The following is a 16,351-nucleotide window of genomic DNA, read 5'->3' as shown; positions in this document are numbered from 1 at the left end:
CTCTTTTACCATGTGCTGACCGTAACCAGCGTTGTACCTCTGCGGCTTTTGATCCACCCGATCAGCGGCGGCTGTAATGTAACGCCGGGTATCTGCAGCCCGGTCTGGTTACCACCGATGATTATCGTGCCGGGTGTAATAATCATTATTCACCATCAGACTTTCTCATTTTCAACATGCTGGTAATTGCATCAGGTTTAACGAGACCCGATATCACCGTATATCTCGTGCCCAGATGGATAGCAACTCGCTTACCATCAAGATTTGACAGGTCAATCTCAGGAAAATCATACAAGTGCTTATCAATAACATCAGCCACTTGTTCAGACTTCTCAGACCACTGGCGAACTTCTTTGCTGATATTACCGCCAACAGAGCTGTCGCCTTTTGGGGTTCTGTCCTCAACGTGCAGTGACACTGGGAAATATTCCGGAATTCCTGTAACGGTTCGTCTTGTGCCATACGCATCGTACCTTGCGGTTCCTGCTGCACTACTCATAATAAATCCATCCTCCCGCATGCTTATTACCATGTTACTCATTACGTCTTTGAGGCCTATCTGCTTCATAAAGAATATCCTGCTGAAAAGTGGGTATGGCGCCGCCGGGGCGACAGTAAATTAATTCTGCATTATCGAGCACCCTTGGAGGAATGCTCTGTAATGCATCAGCAATCGCCTTCAGGACGCGCTACCGAACGACAGGCGGCCATGCATGCCCGCTGCATATCTTTCCGTGCCTCTCGCAGCCATTCGAAGGCATCATATGCTTCAGGCGTGTTGTACAGAGAGGGATCGTTTCCTAAATCCTCTCCGTGCTGATGGAGCATTGCAAGGAACTGGCGGCTGATCTCTTTAAACTGATTCATCTTGCCGATTTCGCCATAGGATAAAGTCCGGTAGCCTTTAACGGTGCTGCCGTCCTGCGGTTCTGCTTCACTCATGGTTATTTACCTTGTCGGGAGGATTCGATTTTCCGGATACCTGAGCGGTCAATGTTGCATTGCCCCAGCAGGCCGAACAGCTCAGCATTAAGCTGGACGCTGCCGCCAAATGTCATGGTGTCCGGCACTGGCGGAACATCAATCTGGCTTGTCAGCGCCGCTGGCAGGCTTACCGCTGGCTGCTTTACCGTCCGGTACTCCACTGGCGGCTTTTGCTGCGTCGCGCAGCCGGTCAACAGCATCAGCGGGCACAGGAGCAACAGCACACTTATCCGCCGCGAGATAACGCTTGATTTCATTCTGAAGAGTCCTGTTCTGCTGTGCTGTAACTGCCCGTTGCTCAGTAACCTGAGACATGACGGCATTCTGCTGGTTTACTGCTGTGACCAGTTCTTTTACGCTATCCGCCAGGTCATCGTTCTTTGAGCGCAGATCGTTAATCTGCGAGTCTTTGCTGTTCGACAACTGCTCCAGGCGCTCATTGGTGGCCGTCAGCTGAGAATTTCGGGCATGAAGACCCCACAGCGCTACACAGATGAGGCCCACCACAATGACCGGAGAATAGTTTTTGAAGAAGTTGATGATTGTGAGGGTCATGTTGTAAACATCTCCCTTTCTGCTGCCCGACGCTTAACGAGACCTGGAAGGGTTTTACCCCCAGCCTGAACCCAGCGCCCAAACTCAGCGGACGCACCGTCATAGTCGCCAGCATTCAGCTTTTTCAGCAGCGTGGATTTGACGAAGTTTCCGGCTCCGAGGTTAAACACGAATGAGACCATCGCATCAAACTGGCCCTGACTGATCGGCACTCTGACGTTTGTATTCACCGCCAGTTCGGCAACAGCTAAATCCTCACGAAGAAACTCATCAGCCTGCTGGCCGGTGATCACATCGCCATCCTTCACAGCATGAGTGTGACCGTAGCCAATAGTGGGAATACCAACGCTGTCTCTGTATGCCTTGAGTTTTACCCCTTCAAAGCGCTTGATGAGGTCAACGCCTGCGTTACTGACTTTCATTGGTATCTCCTGCTTTGCGGCTTATCCAGCCACGTAATTTCTCGCTGATGTAGTCGTTACCCACATAGCCGATGTACACCGCAAAAACCTGTGCGGCTGCGTCCGGTACGCTCCAGTTGAATACAGCCCCGATCACCTGAAGCGTCGGCGCAGCGAAGAACGCCAGAGCGCTGCATGACACAGCGTCAAGAACACGATTACTCCAGGGGCTTTTTGCGTATGCATTTCGTAATAGTGAAAACATGCCCGCTACTCCGGCATATCCCCATTCGGTCTTGTGGCTGTAGAGCCATAGCAATACGTTGGCCCAAAAGCCTGGGTCTTGTTCTGGAGACATACGCCTGTTCCCGCCACCGGGATGATGGCGGCTTGCTGTTTGAAATAAAAAAGGCCCACAAAAGTGAGCCATTAATAAATGGTGCGGGAGCCCATCTCCGCTAGGCGTCTATATGTTGTAAGTTGCCCCGACGCATTATCGCGATAAATAACTGGCCCGTCAGCCCGAGGCTAATAAAGCGAAAAACCCCGCAAAATAGCGAGGTTTCGATGATTATGTGTCAGTGCGTTGTGGCAACTCATAGCAGATTAAAGTGCGTTCTGGAATTCCACAACCTTTTTTGGCATTGGTGGGTAAATATTTTCTCTGGTGCATTGTTTATCCATTTCAAGCGGCGTTCCCAGCATGCTAAGGCACCCGTCAATAAATCCTTCGGCTGACTGTAATCGTTTTAGAACCTGCGTATGTGATATGCCCAGACGATCACCTATAGCCCGAACTGGTGTTGTGAAGACGTAATACCAGGTCAGCAGCATATATAAATGCGCGTCCTTCTTTTTCAGGCAACCCATAGCGGCATCAACAATCATTCCATCGTTATCGCTGCATGATGGGCGGCTCTTGCTGCTTGATGGGAGTAGCCCTTTAAAACCGGCTGCAATAGCCGAATAATCGACGCTGACACCCTCTACGGCGGCCCATGCTCCATAACGTTCAAGTACCATCTGAATATCACGCATTATTTCGCACCTCGTTAAACGTTCCCGGAAACATCTCAACAACGCTCTCGCACTGATTACCCCAGCAGTCCCAACCGTCAGCACTTTTTCGGGCGAATAATTCAATACGGCGGACATCGCCATAAAGCTGCTCAAGTCGAAACCTCGCTTCTGCGGGTTTCTCACTGTGTTCACCCAGGCAGGAGAAAATAACCTGCTTTACAGATGCGCTGGCGCGGAGTAGCCCGGTTCCGCAGGTAGCAATCAGCAAGTCTTCAGTGTTGGCGCGCGTGTGGTTGCCGCCGTTCATGCGCGTTTCAGCGTTGAGCATTTCCAGCAGATCGTTAAAGTCGAAAAGGGTTTGCTCCACCAGCGCCTTATTGAATCGCTGTTCAGCCAACTGGTTCAGCTTCACCCAAGTTAAGCCTTTCATTGTCCTGACGGTGAAACCCCAGGCTTTAGCCAATTCGCGGGCCTCTTCGCTGTGTGTACCTGTGTACCACATCGCCAGGACTGCATTCTCCGCTGCAAGCTTCCAGACTGGCACACGACATAGATCTGTCATAGTCATGGTGCTGTAATGATTATTGGCAGCGCCATTACTGATAGTGTTTCCGTAGGACCAGGGAGGATCGGCATATATCAGCTGGTAAATCATCTTGCCCTCCAGAGGGTGTAAGGCCAGATAACGCCACACACCAGCGCAGTCAGTATTCTGCCATCAAGTTTATTTTTTTCGGTCAGATGGTCATGGCAGTATTCAGCGGTCATACCCGCCAGGAATGAATAAACCACCAGCATTAAAGTGATCATGCTGCCTTTTCCTTCTTCAGTTCCCGCGTCTTGCGGCGATATTTAGCGGCTATATCTTCAAGCTCATCTGTCGTGTAATGCTGAGCAGCGTGCGGCCCCTCAAGCCATTCCACCAGCTGCGGTCCAAACCATTTAAGTAGCGTTTCCCTGTACCTCTCATGTACGGTTTTGTTTTTTGCAGTAAACCGTCCTGAGCCACCGTTGCACTTTTTGCACTGGCGGTATGCGTTCTTTTCTTCAAATCTCAGTTCAGGGCGAGCACCAACACTCATGTAATGCCCGCAATCCCACTGACCGCCGAATATCATTGGGGGATGATAATTTCCGCAACTGGGACACGGTTTTCCCTCGTCCCTTTCACGTATAAATGCATTAAAAGCGGTTTGGGCTTTGCTCAGGAAATAGCTTCTGGGCTGAAGAAACTTTTTCCGTATTTTTAACTTGTCCTTTCTTTCAGCCTCAGTTTTTCTTAACCGGGCCTCTCGTTGATATTTCACCGCACACAGTGGCCCACATACTTTTTGCAGATAGCGATCAGGTGTGAAGGTTTTACCGCACTGGGCGCACTTCTTGGCCTTGTATATCTTTGCCTTTGGTTTCTTCACTGGGAATACCCCGCTGGTATAAATGCCTTCCCATAGCTGATGCACTTCTCTCTTCTGCGGGCTATCTCTTCCCTGTCGTGAACCTGACGGGCCAGATCGAACGCAACAAGCCATTGCCGGGCCGCACGGTTCCATAACTTTTTGCTTTCCAGACTCAGTGCTGCCTGCCGGGCAGCGTTAAGCCTGTTGTCCTGACGAGAGGTGACTCGCAGAAAGTAAACGGACATCAGGCCAGTGGCGATAACCTTTTCAACCTCAGCGGCGGCCATCAGATCATTCAGAATGTCCAGGGCGGTTCTTTTGTTCACCCCTGTCGCGTTACAAATTTGTGCCACCGTTGATCCGGGGTTGGCCTTCAGGTGCGCCAGCGTCTTTTTGATTGCAGGATTCAATGTTCTGTCCCCCTCTGAAAAGTCCATTCATAGACTTCCGACCCATCTGCCAGCAGATTGTTAAAATCACCACGGCGGGGCCAGCGTACAGATACCTGCAACAGGTCGTTTTTTTCATGCAGGTTTGCCCTGGCACATTCGAATGCTGCAGCGTGTCCTGCCGCGTTCGTATCGGCATCAGCAAAAATAATCAGGTGTTTTACCCCCAGCGGAACCCGGAAGCGTTTCATAAATGTGGTGTTCAGCGTTGCCCAGGTATTACATTTAGTGATCTGGTGAGCTGACAGCGCTGTCTCTATCCCTTCTGCGATGCCGAGTGTGCTGGCTGGCGGAAACATGCGAATGGCTACCGAACGGGCATGATCCAGATAGCTATCGTTCTGAAGCTTCAACATCTTTTTCGCTGCGCCGCCTGTGGATGCTTTTTTATCCCCATCAAGAAGCGTGCGGTGCAGATAGCACAGCTCCCCTTTGTCGTCCGTAGCAAGTGCATAGATAGACTGGAACTCACCACCCGTTGCCTTTTGCTTTTCACAGAACCGGACCTGATCAAGGGGAAGCACGTTAATTCCTCTCCCCTGCAGGTAGCGATCTGCGCTGGTATCTTTCAGATGTACCAGTTTTGCAAATTTGCGGCTGACCGCTTCCCGCTGTTTCGCAACCGGGGATTTTTCAACAGGACCATTATTACGCCTGGCTTCAAACGTGTTGCCGATCAGCTGGTCAACCTCTGCGGCCAACTGCTTAAAATCCTTTTTAGTGGCGGCGGTCAGCAGCGCCCAGCCATCACCTGATCCACACACACAAATGTATGAGCCGGTTCCGTTGTAATCATCACAACGATACTTGCCCTTTTTCCCACACAGCGGACAGGCACCTTTGAAATGGTTTTTGCCTGTGATGGCCGGTAACTGGTAATACTCAAATATTTCACCCCAACGACCAATAGCGGCTTGTTTTGTATTCATGCTGCGTTACCTTCCTGCTTCTGTTTGCCTCTCGCGTATGCGATCTGCTTTGACTTGATAAAATTGCTGACCTCTGGGGTCAGTTCCTGCGGGGTACGGTGAAGCCCTTTAGGCCACACCAGAAATTTCTGGCGGTAGGTGTGAGCGCACCATCCATCGCTGACGGGTTTACCCTGGGCACTTCGGGAACGCTGGTAATAGAGAATTTGCGACCACCAGCTTTGTTTTTGCTCAGTAGTGAACGTGGTCTGGCTCTTTTTAACTTTGGTTAATTTACGGCTGCGGTCAGTTTCGAAATCCTCCCCGGCCAGCGGTTTGAATCCACACATCGGGCAGATGTACACGCCGACTGGCTTCACGTAGTGGCACTGGGTGCATTCTTTTGGCAAACGCTCTGGCTCATCGACACGTTCAACGCGGGCAGGGGCATCTTCCATGCCGTCTGAATCTGCTGGCAGGTAGTCATATTCAATATCATCCGGATAACCCAGCTTATTAACCGTGCCGCTGTGATCGAAGATCAGGCAATGGTCTTTTCCAGGTGCAGGGCGCAGACCACGCCCGAGGATTTGAATCCAGCGCATCTGCGATTTGGTGGGGCGGGCAAAGATGATGCAACGTACATCACTGTCGAACCCGGCCACCAGCACGCCGACGTTAACGATGATTTTTGTTATGCCCTGCTCAAATCTGCGGATCGTCAGCTGGCGCTCGTCATGAGGTGTGCTTGCTGTCATGACCTCTACTGCCACCCCGGCACGGGTAAATTCGACCGTTACGAAGTTGGCGTGAGCTACGTTGACGCAAAAACAAATAGTGGGTCTGTTCTCGCCGTTCTCCAGCCAGTTATTCACGATGTCGCCGACCAATTTAGCCTCGCTCATGATCTGGCCGATCTGCTCTTCGTTGTAGTCGGAGCCGTAACCTGCCTGGACAGACGTTTTTACTTTGGAAAGGTCCGGATGTGAGGGGGCGTAAAATTCATATTTGCTGAGGGCACCAATCTGGATCAGCTCTTTCATCGTCGTAGGCTTGATCAGCTTGTGATAGTAATTTCCCAGAAACTTTGCAAAGGGAGTGCCTGACAGACCCAATACCTTCACATCAGTTTCATTGGTCAAATAGGAAATTACTTCCAGAAGCTTTTTGCGCTTGAGGTGGGCCTCATCGATGATCAGCAGGTCGATGTTATCCGGGAATTTGCGGCGGATAAGCGTATCTGCTGATGCAATCTGGATCAGGCAATTAGGGTTGTATGATGGGTGATCGCACCAGACGTAACTGATTTCTTCAGCGGGCAGGCCGTACTCAATGAAACGCTTTGCGGTCTGGTCCAACAGGACGGTATACGGGGCAACAAACATTACGCGCATCTGCCGCGTGACAAATCCATGTGCTATCAGCGCTGCAATTGCAGTTTTCCCGAAACCAACCGGCGCATACATCATGAATGAACCGTATTGTTTCCAGGCCGCTCGTAACATGTTCAATGCGACGACCTGCTTTTCGCGTGGTTGAATACTGAGCATTGCCCCTCCTGAAATGATTATTTTTATTTAGCCGTCTAAACGTCTGTCGGCGGTCACTCAATGGTGATCCCTTTAAGATCACCTTCTCTGGAAAAGCTGTTCCTGCCCCCACACCCCAACCCGATCTCCCCCCTTACCCCCCTCTTACCCTTCCCCTCTCCCCCATTCAAAAAAACATCTGGCCGTCTAAACGTCTGGCCGTTTAAGTTCGAATTACCGTACTGTTGGCGGTTTTACTGTGTATCCCCGGATCGCCGGGCTGTAACGCTGGCAAAACTCCCGTAGCCGCTTGTTTGCCGTTCTCCGCGCTGCGTTCTCCTGTCGGAATGAAACCAGCTCTGCATCGAACGCCTCCTGGTACGCCTGCGCATACGCTGATGCGATTTTTCCCCGCATGCCCAGGGGGAGCTGTGCGAGTTGTTCCTGTATCCATGCCCTGTCCTCACGAGCAAATGCTGTGGGCATGACTGTGTTTGCATACTCTTCTGAATGCATGTGTAACCCTCATGGCACTTACGACACGTTATGGGCCTCCTGAGAACACTGGCTGCCGCGTCACTTGATGGGCTTCCGCGTACGTCCAAACACAGCCAGAATCGCCTTAACCTCTTCGTCACGTGCAGCAAGATGCTTGCGGTGATAACGAGCAATTTCACTGGCTTCAGCGTCGTCAATTACCCCATCTTCCATCGCCTGCTGAATGACCTGATCAACATGCCCACGCATCGCCGCTGTCTTCACGGCTTTGCTGAAAAGCTCGACTTGATCCAGGTCTTCGAATTTCGGTACATCCACCAGCAATGCACCGCGTCGACGGGCGAAGTAATCTGCCAACAGGTTTGTGTCAGAGAGGTCTTCCATCGCTTCAAGTTCATGGATTTCAAAGAACCGGCAGCCGTTTTTCTCGTACAGGTTGTTTCTGAATGTGGTAAGAGTCATTCCAAGCGCACCAGCCATCGCTCCCTGACCTCCGGGAATCGCCTTGCACATGGCGTTCACTACTGCTTTGATGTCTGTCATCACTTTGTAATCCTTGAGTTCAGGGCTATCATTTGCCGATTGGTGAGAACAGGAATTCCCGAACATGCAAAATCCACTTTCTAAGCTTGCTCTTGACCACTGGTACAAGGTTCTTATCGCCCTCGGCAGCTTCGTTTTCCTTCTCGCTGGCGCAGGCTTGTTTCCCGCTTACCCGGCTAAGGCAACAGGCCTCATCGCACTTGGATGTGTCTCTGTCGGAATAGGAGAGTGGATTAATCACCCTCTTAAAACGGCCATCTACCAAGAAAATGTGTTTAGGGAACGAGTTTTCACTTTCAGGATGAGAACAGTTAAACCCGCTGGTCGTTTCTTCAATCTGCTTGGCACTGTTCTGCTTCTGACCGGGTTCATTAAATTCTTCTAACGTCCAGCCAATTAGCGTCACCGTCGAATTATCGCGATCAATTTTCACTGACCCCGGAACCTGTCGGTTTAAACGCTCAAAAAACTCGTAATTCATGTACCTACCTCTTTGTTTTTTCTTTGGTAGTTTTGGTTACGCCTTAGAATGGGTATTCTTGGCGTAAATTTCGGGGCGGAATATCAATTTGCCATTTGTGCGTAATGCAGCCTCTGCTGCTTTACCTTTCGGGATTAGGCCACCAGGCCTTTTTCTCCATTGATAAAAAGCCTCCGGCGAAACGCCAAAAAATTCGGCGGCCTTATTCGGCGTACCAAAAAACTGTTCAAGCTCAGTCGTAGTCATGCACGTTTCTCCTAAATTTTTTTAGATACTATTACCTAACTTAATTTTGGTCAATAAAAACTAAAATAATTTAGGTTTATTACAAGGGAAGATGATTGTGGGTTCATTTGGTTCGCGCTTGCTGGCGCTGAGAAAAGAGCGAAAACTTACACAAGTTCAGTTGGCAAAACTGGTAGGTGTATCTGACGTAACGATCGGTTATTGGGAGAAGGATCAGAACAAACCTGGGGGATTGTCTCTCACTAAGCTTGCTCGATATTTCGGCGTAAGTGAAAACTACCTGCTCACTGGCAAAGAGGACGCTTCAAATGTGTCACCGTCTTCTTTAGGGGCAATGCAAGTGCCAATCATCAGTTGGGTGCAGGCAGGTTTATGGACCAGCGAAAGCGAGGCTCAGACGCCGGAAGGCACCACAGAATATCTTTTGACGACCGAACTTCATTCAATGGGTACTTTCGCTTTGAAAGTCAGAGGTAAATCTATGGAGCCTGAGTTCAAAGAAGGTGACACTATTGTTGTCGACCCTGACTTGGCACCTAACCCTGGCGATTTCGTAATAGCTTCGAACGGTTCAGATCAAGCAACATTCAAGAAATTTAGGTCACGAGGACGATCTCAGGAAGGTGAAGATGTTTTTGAATTAATCCCGTTGAACGCAGATTATGAAACGTTACATTCCGCACTTGAACCCATATCTATCATCGGTGTAGTTGTTGAACACCGCCGCAATATGCGTAACTAACCCACTCCTTCCTAACCCTCCTTTCGCGGAAAATCTAAAATTATTTAGGTTTTCTTCTTGATTATTATTCTAAGTTAATTTAGATTTTAACCATCAGTCGAACGGCGCGACTCTAAACCATGCGTCGGAACCGTGGCGGACCAGAACATCGGCAATACGGCATACGTAATGATTACGGAGGAAAAAACTATGTGTTTGGCGGTGTGCACATCAGAGAAGAATTTTGCGATGGCGCGAATTGCAGCGTGAAAAAGCGCAACTGCGGAGATCAGCGGCGCAGCGCGTCATCACCAAATTCCGTTTAAACAAAAGACAACCATTTACGAGGAAGTGAAGCATGAAAATTAGTCAAGAAGATGCCTCAGCGTTAGAGGGGAGGAAATTTGATAACCGCTTTGTTGAGCTCAGGGTTAACGGTGCTCTCATTCAATGCATGAATACCGACAGCGCCGTTGCAGCTGACTATTTAAATTTTGTCGTCGTAATCCTCATCTGGAAATTCTTCAGCGAAAGTTTGAATAATTCCATGCCGGATATCTTTTTCAGTAAGACCACAACCGGTATTTAAAAGGCACTGAGTTAATACTTCTGAGCGCGTCATGAAGCTCCATTTCCGTTTTGCTGTTGGGGTCACTCATATTAACCGAATCCTTGTTGTTGGGGAATAACAGGGGCCACCTCGCCTGATGTGGTTAAAAGCAGGCAGCAATCACTAAATCGATAATGATTGCGGCAACAGGAAGGGTTCTGTGTGCTGGCGAGGGTATAGCTCAGCAGCACGTTCAGGCAGTGCCCTTCTAATTGCCTCACCAGGGTAACGCTGGCCCGGCGTAATGGGCAATCATCCATGACTGTGTGTAGTTTTGGCGGTTATCCGGTCTTCAAACCAATCCAACAGGAGGAGTGAAGATAATGTTCTGACGGGTAACCGCCCTTTTTTATGTGTCCGATCAGGTGATGCGCTGGCCTCTCCAGCCCGTGTGCGGGTTCGATTCCTGCCGGACGCCTTTTTACGGAGACCTACCATGTTCAAATCAAACCCGACCTTTACCGACCTCATGCGCGTTACACGTGGTGTGCAGGCCGTTCGTAAACCCAAAATCATTACAGTTTTGCGTAAGAGCTGGATTGGCAGGCTCCTGACGCAGAAAGGTAATCCACTCTGAAAAGGAAACTCCATGTCTGAAAATAAATGCACTCCATTCAGCCAGCAACTGGCTTATATCAACCGTGGCACTCTTGACGCTGAATTAACTGAAGCTCTGGCAGAAGTAATTAAGGCCGTGCGTGAGACGGGTAAAAAAGGCGCGGTAACGTTAACGCTGAACTGCGCAATGCTGAATACACGTGATGAAAACACGATGAAGTTAACGCCGAAAGTTTCACGAACTATCCCGGAACTGGACCGCGCAGACACGATTATGTTTTCCAACGCTGACGGCGATTTGTTACGCGACGATCCGAGCCAGACTCAACTTGATTTGCGCGTTATCGATAAACCAGCCCAGGCAGCACCCATCAAATTGCAAACCAGCCAGTAATTCCCAAACAAAATTTTTTCAACAACCTGAAAGGAATATTCAATGAAAGATATTGAAAGCACTGTCGTGTCAGAAATTCGTGATCTGACAGCGATCAGCCTTGTGCCAAAAACAGAAATCCCTGCAATTGCTTTACCAGAAAACTATTGCGTTGAATCATTGGAGGGCCACCAGCTCTCGCCCTCCCGTATTCGTCAACGTGTGCGTCTTATCTCTCCATCTTCCCTGATCGCCTACATCACAAAATTCAAAGACGAGCGTTCAGTGGTCTTTGCTGACAAAGAAAACACCAAAATCGTCGCCGTTCTGGATTACCACGAATCAGCCGCAGCGGCGAACTGGGGAGATCATAAAGCTGTCTATGACTGCCCCTTATCCGAAGACTGGAAAGAGTGGGCTGGACGCGACAAAAAAGCGATGGGGCAGACTGACTTTGCTGAGTTTCTTGAAAACCATATCCAGAATATTGCACCTGTCAGCGACGATTACCCAGGTCCTTCTGGTACAGCGCTGCTTGAAATGGTCCTCGCGTTTCAGGAAACACGCAAAGCTGAGTTCAAATCAGTGCGTCGCCTGCAGGATGGTACTTTCCAGATGTCCTACAGCGACGAAAAATCAGGTGCGGGCAATACCTCCATGCCGGAAAAAATTAGCCTGGCAATTGCGCCATTCCATAACGGCGAACCCTATCAGGTTGATGCACGTATTCGATACCGCCTGCGTGATGGTCAGCTGGCGCTTTGGTTTGAGCTGATCGAACCATCAAAAATTGTTGAGCACGCATTTCAGGAAATCGTCACTGATTTAGAAAACCAGTTATCTGACGTTCCGGTCTTTGAAGGCTCAGTCTGATCCACCAGCTGAGTGTTGTTTTATGCGCCGCCTGAGGTGGCGCATAGCAAAGCATTTATTTTCAGGAGAAAGACAATGGCAAGCTTAGGCCAGCTTTATAACAATAAAGATTCAGGGCTCACGACTAAAAAAACATTCATGGTTCCCCTCGCGGAAATATATGCCGAGGAAGGTTACAACGTTCGTGAGTTAAACCAGCCCCACGTTGAAGAATTCCGCGACGCTTTTATCGCCGGAGAATATCTCCCCCCTTTAGCCGTTGAAGTTACGGAACGAGGGGTGAAAGTCATTGACGGACACCATCGTTATTATGGGGCGCTGGCGGCCGTTGAGATGGGGCACGAAATTATTCGACTTGAGTGTAAGGATTTTGTTGGTAGCGAAGCCGATAAAATCGCATTCATGATCACCAGCTCCCAGGGGCTTGCACTTACCCCGCTGGAGCGCGGCATGGGTTATATGCGCATGCAGAATCAGGGATTCACTAACGCGGAAATAGCCAAAAAGGTCAAACGCTCAGAATCCGATGTTCTCCAGCATATCCAGCTTAATGAGTGTTCTCCCTATCTAAAAAGCCTGGTGCGCTCTGGCTCACTGAATTATGCGCTGGCAATAAATATCTCACGCGAACACGGTGTTTATGCTGATCGCGAAGCCGCCCGGTTAATGAAAAAGGCTGAAGATGCCGGGAAAACGAAAATTACAAAGAGTATCGCTAAACCTCAGTTCAACGCAGGTAAAGCCCGGCGTGTGCTGGAACTGCTATGTGACTCGATTTTCAGCAGCAGCAACGGCGATTGCCTGATCCTGACAGCTGGCACCGCTGAAGAGATTAATCGCATCCTGGCCGAATACCGTCAGGGAATAAAAGCCGATACAGAGGTCAAATAAATGAGCTGGATCACCACAATCACAGGCAAACATTTTAATTTCCGCGACATTCAGCCGGAATCCATCTGCATCGAAGACATAGCCACCGCATTGTCGAATATTTGCCGCTTCACCGGCCATGTGCCGGAATTTTACAGCGTTGCTCAGCATTCAGTGCTGGTTAGTGAACTGGTGCCGCCTGAATATGCGCTGGAGGCCCTTCTCCATGACGCGGCTGAAGCATACTGCAGCGACATCAATTCACCGCTGAAATCTCTTCTGCCAGATTACCGGGCCATTATCAGCAACGTAGAGATGGTGATTGCCTGGAAGTTTAATCTTCCACCAGCTATGTCTGAACCTGTTAAGCATGCCGATCTGGTCATGCTGGCGACAGAACGCCGGGAATTTGGTCTTGATGATGGCACACCCTGGCCGATCCTTGATGGTATTGACCCAGCCCCAATGTTTATTGCCCCTCTTTCGCCACGTCAGGCGCTGGTCAGGTTCATGCAACGCTTTAACGAACTCCGCGCCGGTGAGGTGTCAAAATGAAAAAGTTTGAACTTGTAGCAGAATTATCAAAAGAGTTTTTCGGCAGAAAGTTATTCCGTATCCGTGCCCTTATTTCATTTGGTGATGTTTATACCGGCGATTTGGGTGGCTGGGTAGAGTCAGAGAAAAATCTGGATCAGTCCGGCAATGCATGGGTGTCCGGCAATGCGCGGGTGTACGGCGATGCATGGGTGTCCGGCAATGCGCGGGTGTACGGCAATGCGCGGGTGTCCGGCGATGCGCGGGTGTCCGGCAATGCGCGGGTGTACGGCAATGCGCGGGTGTACGGCGATGCGCGGGTGTCCGGCGATGCATGGGTGTACGCCGATGCATGGGTGTCCGGCGATGCATGGGTGTCCGGCAATGCGCGGGTGTACGGCAATGCGCGGGTGTACGCCGATGCATGGGTGTACGGCAATGCGCGGGTGTCCGGCGATGCGCGGGTGTACGGCAATGCGCGGGTGTACGGCAATGCGCGGGTGTCCGGCAATGCGCACTGGATCACTATTGGGCCAATCGGTTCAGAAAATGGTTTCCTGAGTGCATTTCGGCAAAAAGACAACACCATTATGGTTCGCCATGACTGCTTTTCAGGAACGATCGACGAGTTTGAATCAGCTGTTAGCAACACGCACAGCGACAACCAGCACGGTGATATTTACCGTGCGCTGATTCCTGTCATTAAGTTGAGATTGGCAGAAGTTGAAGTTGAAGGTGAGCAGGGAGGCGGCCATGCGTGAGCAATTAAAACCGTGCCCTTTCTGCGGTAGCAATCGTGTAGAGGTATTTGCTCAGTATGAGGACGACTGCACGGACAGATCCGCAATAGTTCGTTGCCATTCCTGTGATGCTCAATCAGCTCAGTTCATCGGAAGGGATAAGCTGGAGATGGCCTCAAGAGCCTGGAATAAGCGCATCGGAGGTGACGCATGAACCAGCGCCCTATTCTCGATATGTGCTGCGGCTCCAGAATGTTCTGGTTGAACAAGTCCGATCCGCGCGCTGTCTTTACTGACATCCGCAGTGAATCGCATACGCTCTGTGATGGCCGGGCGCTGCATATCGCGCCGGACATTATTTCAGATTTCCGCTATCTACCGTTCGCTGATAACTCATTTTCACAAGTTGTGTTTGACCCGCCTCATCTTGTCAATGTGGGCGAAAAGGCGTGGATGGGTAAAAAGTATGGACGGCTGAACCGCGATACGTGGCAAGACGACATCAGGCAAGGGTTTGCTGAAGCATTCCGCGTGCTGCGGACACAAGGCACCCTAATCTTCAAGTGGAATGAGACGCAGATACCCATCAGCCAGATAATCGCCCTCACAGACCAGGTTCCGACAATCTGGCAGCGCACTGGCAAGGCCGATAAAACCCACTGGATTGTGTTTATGAAGGAGGCCTCATGAACCAGCGCCCATACGATAAAACCAAACCGTTAAGCGTTCAGCCGTGGCTGTTCAGTAAGCCATTTAAACGGGAGCGAGTGCAATGATTGCATTAATTGGGTCAGTTCTGATCTGGATATTAATAGTACTGGGGTGCCTGGGGTTGGGGTTATGTGCTGTTTTCGGCTTTTTGTTCCTGCTTAATTTTCCAACCAAATTTCGCTGAGGAGCCAGCATGACAATTACATTAACAACTGAGCGCCTGCAGGAATTCGCTCTCAATAAGCGTCTGTGCAATGTCACCGAGGAGATTGTCTCAATGGCGCTGGAACTGATTGGCTCCCGTGAAACCATCGGCACACAGGCGGCGCGTATTGCTGAGTTGGACGCAGCATTGCGTGCAAGCTCTGAGTTGCAAACCGTTCACCGAGAGGATAAAGAAGTTGCAGAAAAAGAGCTGGCGGCGCTGCGGGAGCAGGTGCAGCAGCTGGCTGCTGAGAAAGAGAATGCACGTGATGTGATGTTGTACTCCGCAAATAACATTGCATACGCGATTTTCAATCTTTCCGATAAAAAGCTAAGCGATCTAAAGCGCGGCCTAAGAGACACGACTTGCCCCACGGATTCAGCTCTTTTAGCTGAGAGAGAGTTACGCAGCTTCGCCGCCAAACTTCGCGCGGGAGAGCAGCCATGAAACCATTAAGCGAAAGAATTAAAGATTTTCCGAACGATCAGTTCATTGATTGGCTGTGTTTGTCCTGTGTTGATGTTCGTGAAGTTAGATCGGAAGATGACGCGCAGGAAGAAATTAACAAAATTCGCGCAGCAGTTTCATACCGACTGGACGCGGCACAGCAGCGCGTTGCTGAGTTGCAATCCGAAGCAGAGCGCGAGGGTGGTATCACTATCGACGCGATGGACTCTATGCGTGAATGGCGGCTAAGAGCAGAGACAGCAGAGGCCGAAATCGCAAGGCGCGACAAAGCAGTGGGGGAGCCACCAAAAGAACTTGCTAACTTGGAACACTTTATTGCGTTCTGGCGAAAAGTTAAAGATGGTGCAATGAAGCCCTGCGCGAATGACATAGACCACACTGTGTGGTTCATGGAAGGTTTGTCCAATATCGACGCCCAGCCTGCTGTGTTGCCAACTGAACGAAAAATCCCAGATGTGTACATGGCTACATACCATGAAGCAATCGGATATAACCAGGCCATTGCTGACGCCAAAGCGCTTGGCTGCAAGGCGATTAAGCCAGTTGTTAAGCCTGACACCAAGTGCATAGGGTGGGTAAGAGACACCATACATGAGCATGATGAAAAGTGGATCGCTGCTGTAGTGGCGGCTGGTTTCAACGTGGAGGGCGAGTAGATGCCATTACTTGCCGCTATT

The 16,351-nt window shown here is 50.1% G+C and carries 27 protein-coding genes; 11 read left to right on the top strand and 16 right to left on the bottom strand.

The window, feature by feature from the left end:
* Nucleotides 1–145 precede the first annotated feature (145 nt).
* The 16 genes from AC3Y5R_RS22040 to AC3Y5R_RS21965 all read right to left on the bottom strand — a co-directional run bounded on the left by AC3Y5R_RS22040 (nt 146) and on the right by AC3Y5R_RS21965 (nt 9,011).
* Nucleotides 146–568: a hypothetical protein gene (locus tag AC3Y5R_RS22040; RefSeq protein WP_489923112.1), complete on the bottom strand. Its 423-nt coding sequence runs from the start codon at nt 566–568 to the stop codon at nt 146–148.
* Nucleotides 569–666: 98 nt separating this feature from the next.
* On the bottom strand, nt 667–942 hold the full coding sequence (locus AC3Y5R_RS22035; protein WP_489923111.1) for an Acb2/Tad1 domain-containing protein: 276 nt from the start codon (nt 940–942) through the stop codon (nt 667–669).
* Nucleotides 943–944: 2 nt separating this feature from the next.
* On the bottom strand, nt 945–1,184 hold the full coding sequence (gene lysC, locus AC3Y5R_RS22030) for an Rz1-like lysis system protein LysC (protein ID WP_489923110.1): 240 nt from the start codon (nt 1,182–1,184) through the stop codon (nt 945–947).
* Nucleotides 1,081–1,539 carry an Rz lytic protein gene (locus tag AC3Y5R_RS22025; RefSeq protein WP_489923109.1) on the bottom strand — a complete coding sequence of 153 codons (459 nt, stop codon included), beginning with the start codon at nt 1,537–1,539 and terminating at the stop codon, nt 1,081–1,083. Before AC3Y5R_RS22025 ends, lysC begins: the two co-directional genes overlap by 104 nt.
* The gene (locus AC3Y5R_RS22020; RefSeq protein WP_489923108.1) at nt 1,536–1,961 is read right to left on the bottom strand and encodes a lysozyme; all 426 of its coding nucleotides are present in this window, start codon (nt 1,959–1,961) and stop codon (nt 1,536–1,538) included. The genes AC3Y5R_RS22025 and AC3Y5R_RS22020 overlap by 4 nt, the downstream gene beginning before the upstream one ends.
* Entirely contained in the window at nt 1,948–2,298 is a 351-nt protein-coding gene (locus tag AC3Y5R_RS22015; protein WP_489923107.1) for a phage holin, lambda family, read from the bottom strand. The genes AC3Y5R_RS22020 and AC3Y5R_RS22015 overlap by 14 nt, the downstream gene beginning before the upstream one ends.
* Nucleotides 2,299–2,546: 248 nt before the next feature.
* Nucleotides 2,547–2,978, bottom strand: coding sequence for an antiterminator Q family protein (locus AC3Y5R_RS22010; protein ID WP_489923106.1), 432 nt, complete (start codon nt 2,976–2,978; stop codon nt 2,547–2,549).
* Complete coding sequence (locus AC3Y5R_RS22005; RefSeq protein ID WP_489923105.1) at nt 2,971–3,615, bottom strand: MT-A70 family methyltransferase; 645 nt, start codon at nt 3,613–3,615, stop codon at nt 2,971–2,973. The genes AC3Y5R_RS22010 and AC3Y5R_RS22005 overlap by 8 nt, the downstream gene beginning before the upstream one ends.
* Nucleotides 3,612–3,770: a hypothetical protein gene (locus AC3Y5R_RS22000; RefSeq protein ID WP_489923104.1), complete on the bottom strand. Its 159-nt coding sequence runs from the start codon at nt 3,768–3,770 to the stop codon at nt 3,612–3,614. Before AC3Y5R_RS22000 ends, AC3Y5R_RS22005 begins: the two co-directional genes overlap by 4 nt.
* On the bottom strand, nt 3,767–4,375 hold the full coding sequence (locus tag AC3Y5R_RS21995) for a recombination protein NinG (RefSeq protein ID WP_489923103.1): 609 nt from the start codon (nt 4,373–4,375) through the stop codon (nt 3,767–3,769). Before AC3Y5R_RS21995 ends, AC3Y5R_RS22000 begins: the two co-directional genes overlap by 4 nt.
* A complete protein-coding gene (locus tag AC3Y5R_RS21990) occupies nt 4,372–4,767 on the bottom strand; it encodes a hypothetical protein (RefSeq protein WP_489923102.1) in 396 nt (131 codons plus the stop codon). The genes AC3Y5R_RS21995 and AC3Y5R_RS21990 overlap by 4 nt, the downstream gene beginning before the upstream one ends.
* Complete coding sequence (locus AC3Y5R_RS21985; RefSeq protein WP_489923101.1) at nt 4,764–5,735, bottom strand: DUF7146 domain-containing protein; 972 nt, start codon at nt 5,733–5,735, stop codon at nt 4,764–4,766. Before AC3Y5R_RS21985 ends, AC3Y5R_RS21990 begins: the two co-directional genes overlap by 4 nt.
* Nucleotides 5,732–7,264 (bottom strand): DEAD/DEAH box helicase, encoded by a 1,533-nt coding sequence (locus AC3Y5R_RS21980; protein ID WP_489923100.1) that lies wholly within the window; start codon nt 7,262–7,264, stop codon nt 5,732–5,734. Before AC3Y5R_RS21980 ends, AC3Y5R_RS21985 begins: the two co-directional genes overlap by 4 nt.
* A 555-nt stretch (nt 7,265–7,819) precedes the next feature.
* Nucleotides 7,820–8,284, bottom strand: a complete 465-nt coding sequence (locus tag AC3Y5R_RS21975; protein ID WP_489923099.1) for a YmfL family putative regulatory protein — start codon at nt 8,282–8,284, stop codon at nt 7,820–7,822.
* Between the two features lie 28 nt (nt 8,285–8,312).
* Nucleotides 8,313–8,765 (bottom strand): hypothetical protein, encoded by a 453-nt coding sequence (locus AC3Y5R_RS21970; RefSeq protein ID WP_489923098.1) that lies wholly within the window; start codon nt 8,763–8,765, stop codon nt 8,313–8,315.
* Nucleotides 8,766–8,801: 36 nt separating this feature from the next.
* Complete coding sequence (locus tag AC3Y5R_RS21965; protein ID WP_489923097.1) at nt 8,802–9,011, bottom strand: Cro/CI family transcriptional regulator; 210 nt, start codon at nt 9,009–9,011, stop codon at nt 8,802–8,804.
* 97 nt (nt 9,012–9,108) lie between these two features.
* On the opposite strand from AC3Y5R_RS21965, the gene AC3Y5R_RS21960 reads away from it, so the two are divergent.
* The 11 genes from AC3Y5R_RS21960 to AC3Y5R_RS21910 all read left to right on the top strand — a co-directional run bounded on the left by AC3Y5R_RS21960 (nt 9,109) and on the right by AC3Y5R_RS21910 (nt 16,330).
* A complete protein-coding gene (locus tag AC3Y5R_RS21960; protein ID WP_489923096.1) occupies nt 9,109–9,753 on the top strand; it encodes a LexA family protein in 645 nt (214 codons plus the stop codon).
* A 337-nt stretch (nt 9,754–10,090) separates the two neighbouring features.
* A complete protein-coding gene (locus AC3Y5R_RS21955) occupies nt 10,091–10,321 on the top strand; it encodes a hypothetical protein (protein WP_489923095.1) in 231 nt (76 codons plus the stop codon).
* A gap of 610 nt (nt 10,322–10,931) precedes the next feature.
* Entirely contained in the window at nt 10,932–11,294 is a 363-nt protein-coding gene (locus AC3Y5R_RS21950) for a YfdP family phage-associated protein (RefSeq protein ID WP_489923094.1), read from the top strand.
* Between the two features lie 42 nt (nt 11,295–11,336).
* Nucleotides 11,337–12,146 (top strand): YfdQ family protein, encoded by an 810-nt coding sequence (locus AC3Y5R_RS21945; RefSeq protein WP_489923093.1) that lies wholly within the window; start codon nt 11,337–11,339, stop codon nt 12,144–12,146.
* Between the two features lie 75 nt (nt 12,147–12,221).
* The gene (locus AC3Y5R_RS21940) at nt 12,222–13,037 is read left to right on the top strand and encodes a ParB/RepB/Spo0J family partition protein (RefSeq protein WP_489923092.1); all 816 of its coding nucleotides are present in this window, start codon (nt 12,222–12,224) and stop codon (nt 13,035–13,037) included.
* Nucleotides 13,038–13,571: an HD family hydrolase gene (locus AC3Y5R_RS21935; RefSeq protein WP_489923091.1), complete on the top strand. Its 534-nt coding sequence runs from the start codon at nt 13,038–13,040 to the stop codon at nt 13,569–13,571.
* On the top strand, nt 13,568–14,311 hold the full coding sequence (locus tag AC3Y5R_RS21930; RefSeq protein ID WP_489923090.1) for a hypothetical protein: 744 nt from the start codon (nt 13,568–13,570) through the stop codon (nt 14,309–14,311). Before AC3Y5R_RS21935 ends, AC3Y5R_RS21930 begins: the two co-directional genes overlap by 4 nt.
* Entirely contained in the window at nt 14,304–14,504 is a 201-nt protein-coding gene (locus AC3Y5R_RS21925; protein ID WP_489923089.1) for a Lar family restriction alleviation protein, read from the top strand. Before AC3Y5R_RS21930 ends, AC3Y5R_RS21925 begins: the two co-directional genes overlap by 8 nt.
* Nucleotides 14,501–14,980, top strand: coding sequence for a class I SAM-dependent methyltransferase (locus AC3Y5R_RS21920; RefSeq protein WP_489923088.1), 480 nt, complete (start codon nt 14,501–14,503; stop codon nt 14,978–14,980). The genes AC3Y5R_RS21925 and AC3Y5R_RS21920 overlap by 4 nt, the downstream gene beginning before the upstream one ends.
* Before the next feature lie 214 nt (nt 14,981–15,194).
* Nucleotides 15,195–15,653 (top strand): hypothetical protein, encoded by a 459-nt coding sequence (locus AC3Y5R_RS21915; protein ID WP_489923087.1) that lies wholly within the window; start codon nt 15,195–15,197, stop codon nt 15,651–15,653.
* The gene (locus tag AC3Y5R_RS21910) at nt 15,650–16,330 is read left to right on the top strand and encodes a hypothetical protein (RefSeq protein WP_489923086.1); all 681 of its coding nucleotides are present in this window, start codon (nt 15,650–15,652) and stop codon (nt 16,328–16,330) included. The genes AC3Y5R_RS21915 and AC3Y5R_RS21910 overlap by 4 nt, the downstream gene beginning before the upstream one ends.
* Nucleotides 16,331–16,351: the final 21 nt, after the last annotated feature.

The organism is Erwinia sp. 009765445 (genome assembly GCF_058137865.1).
The sequence above is the reverse complement of the archived record's forward strand: the minus strand, read 5'-3'. Positions and strand labels throughout refer to the sequence as shown.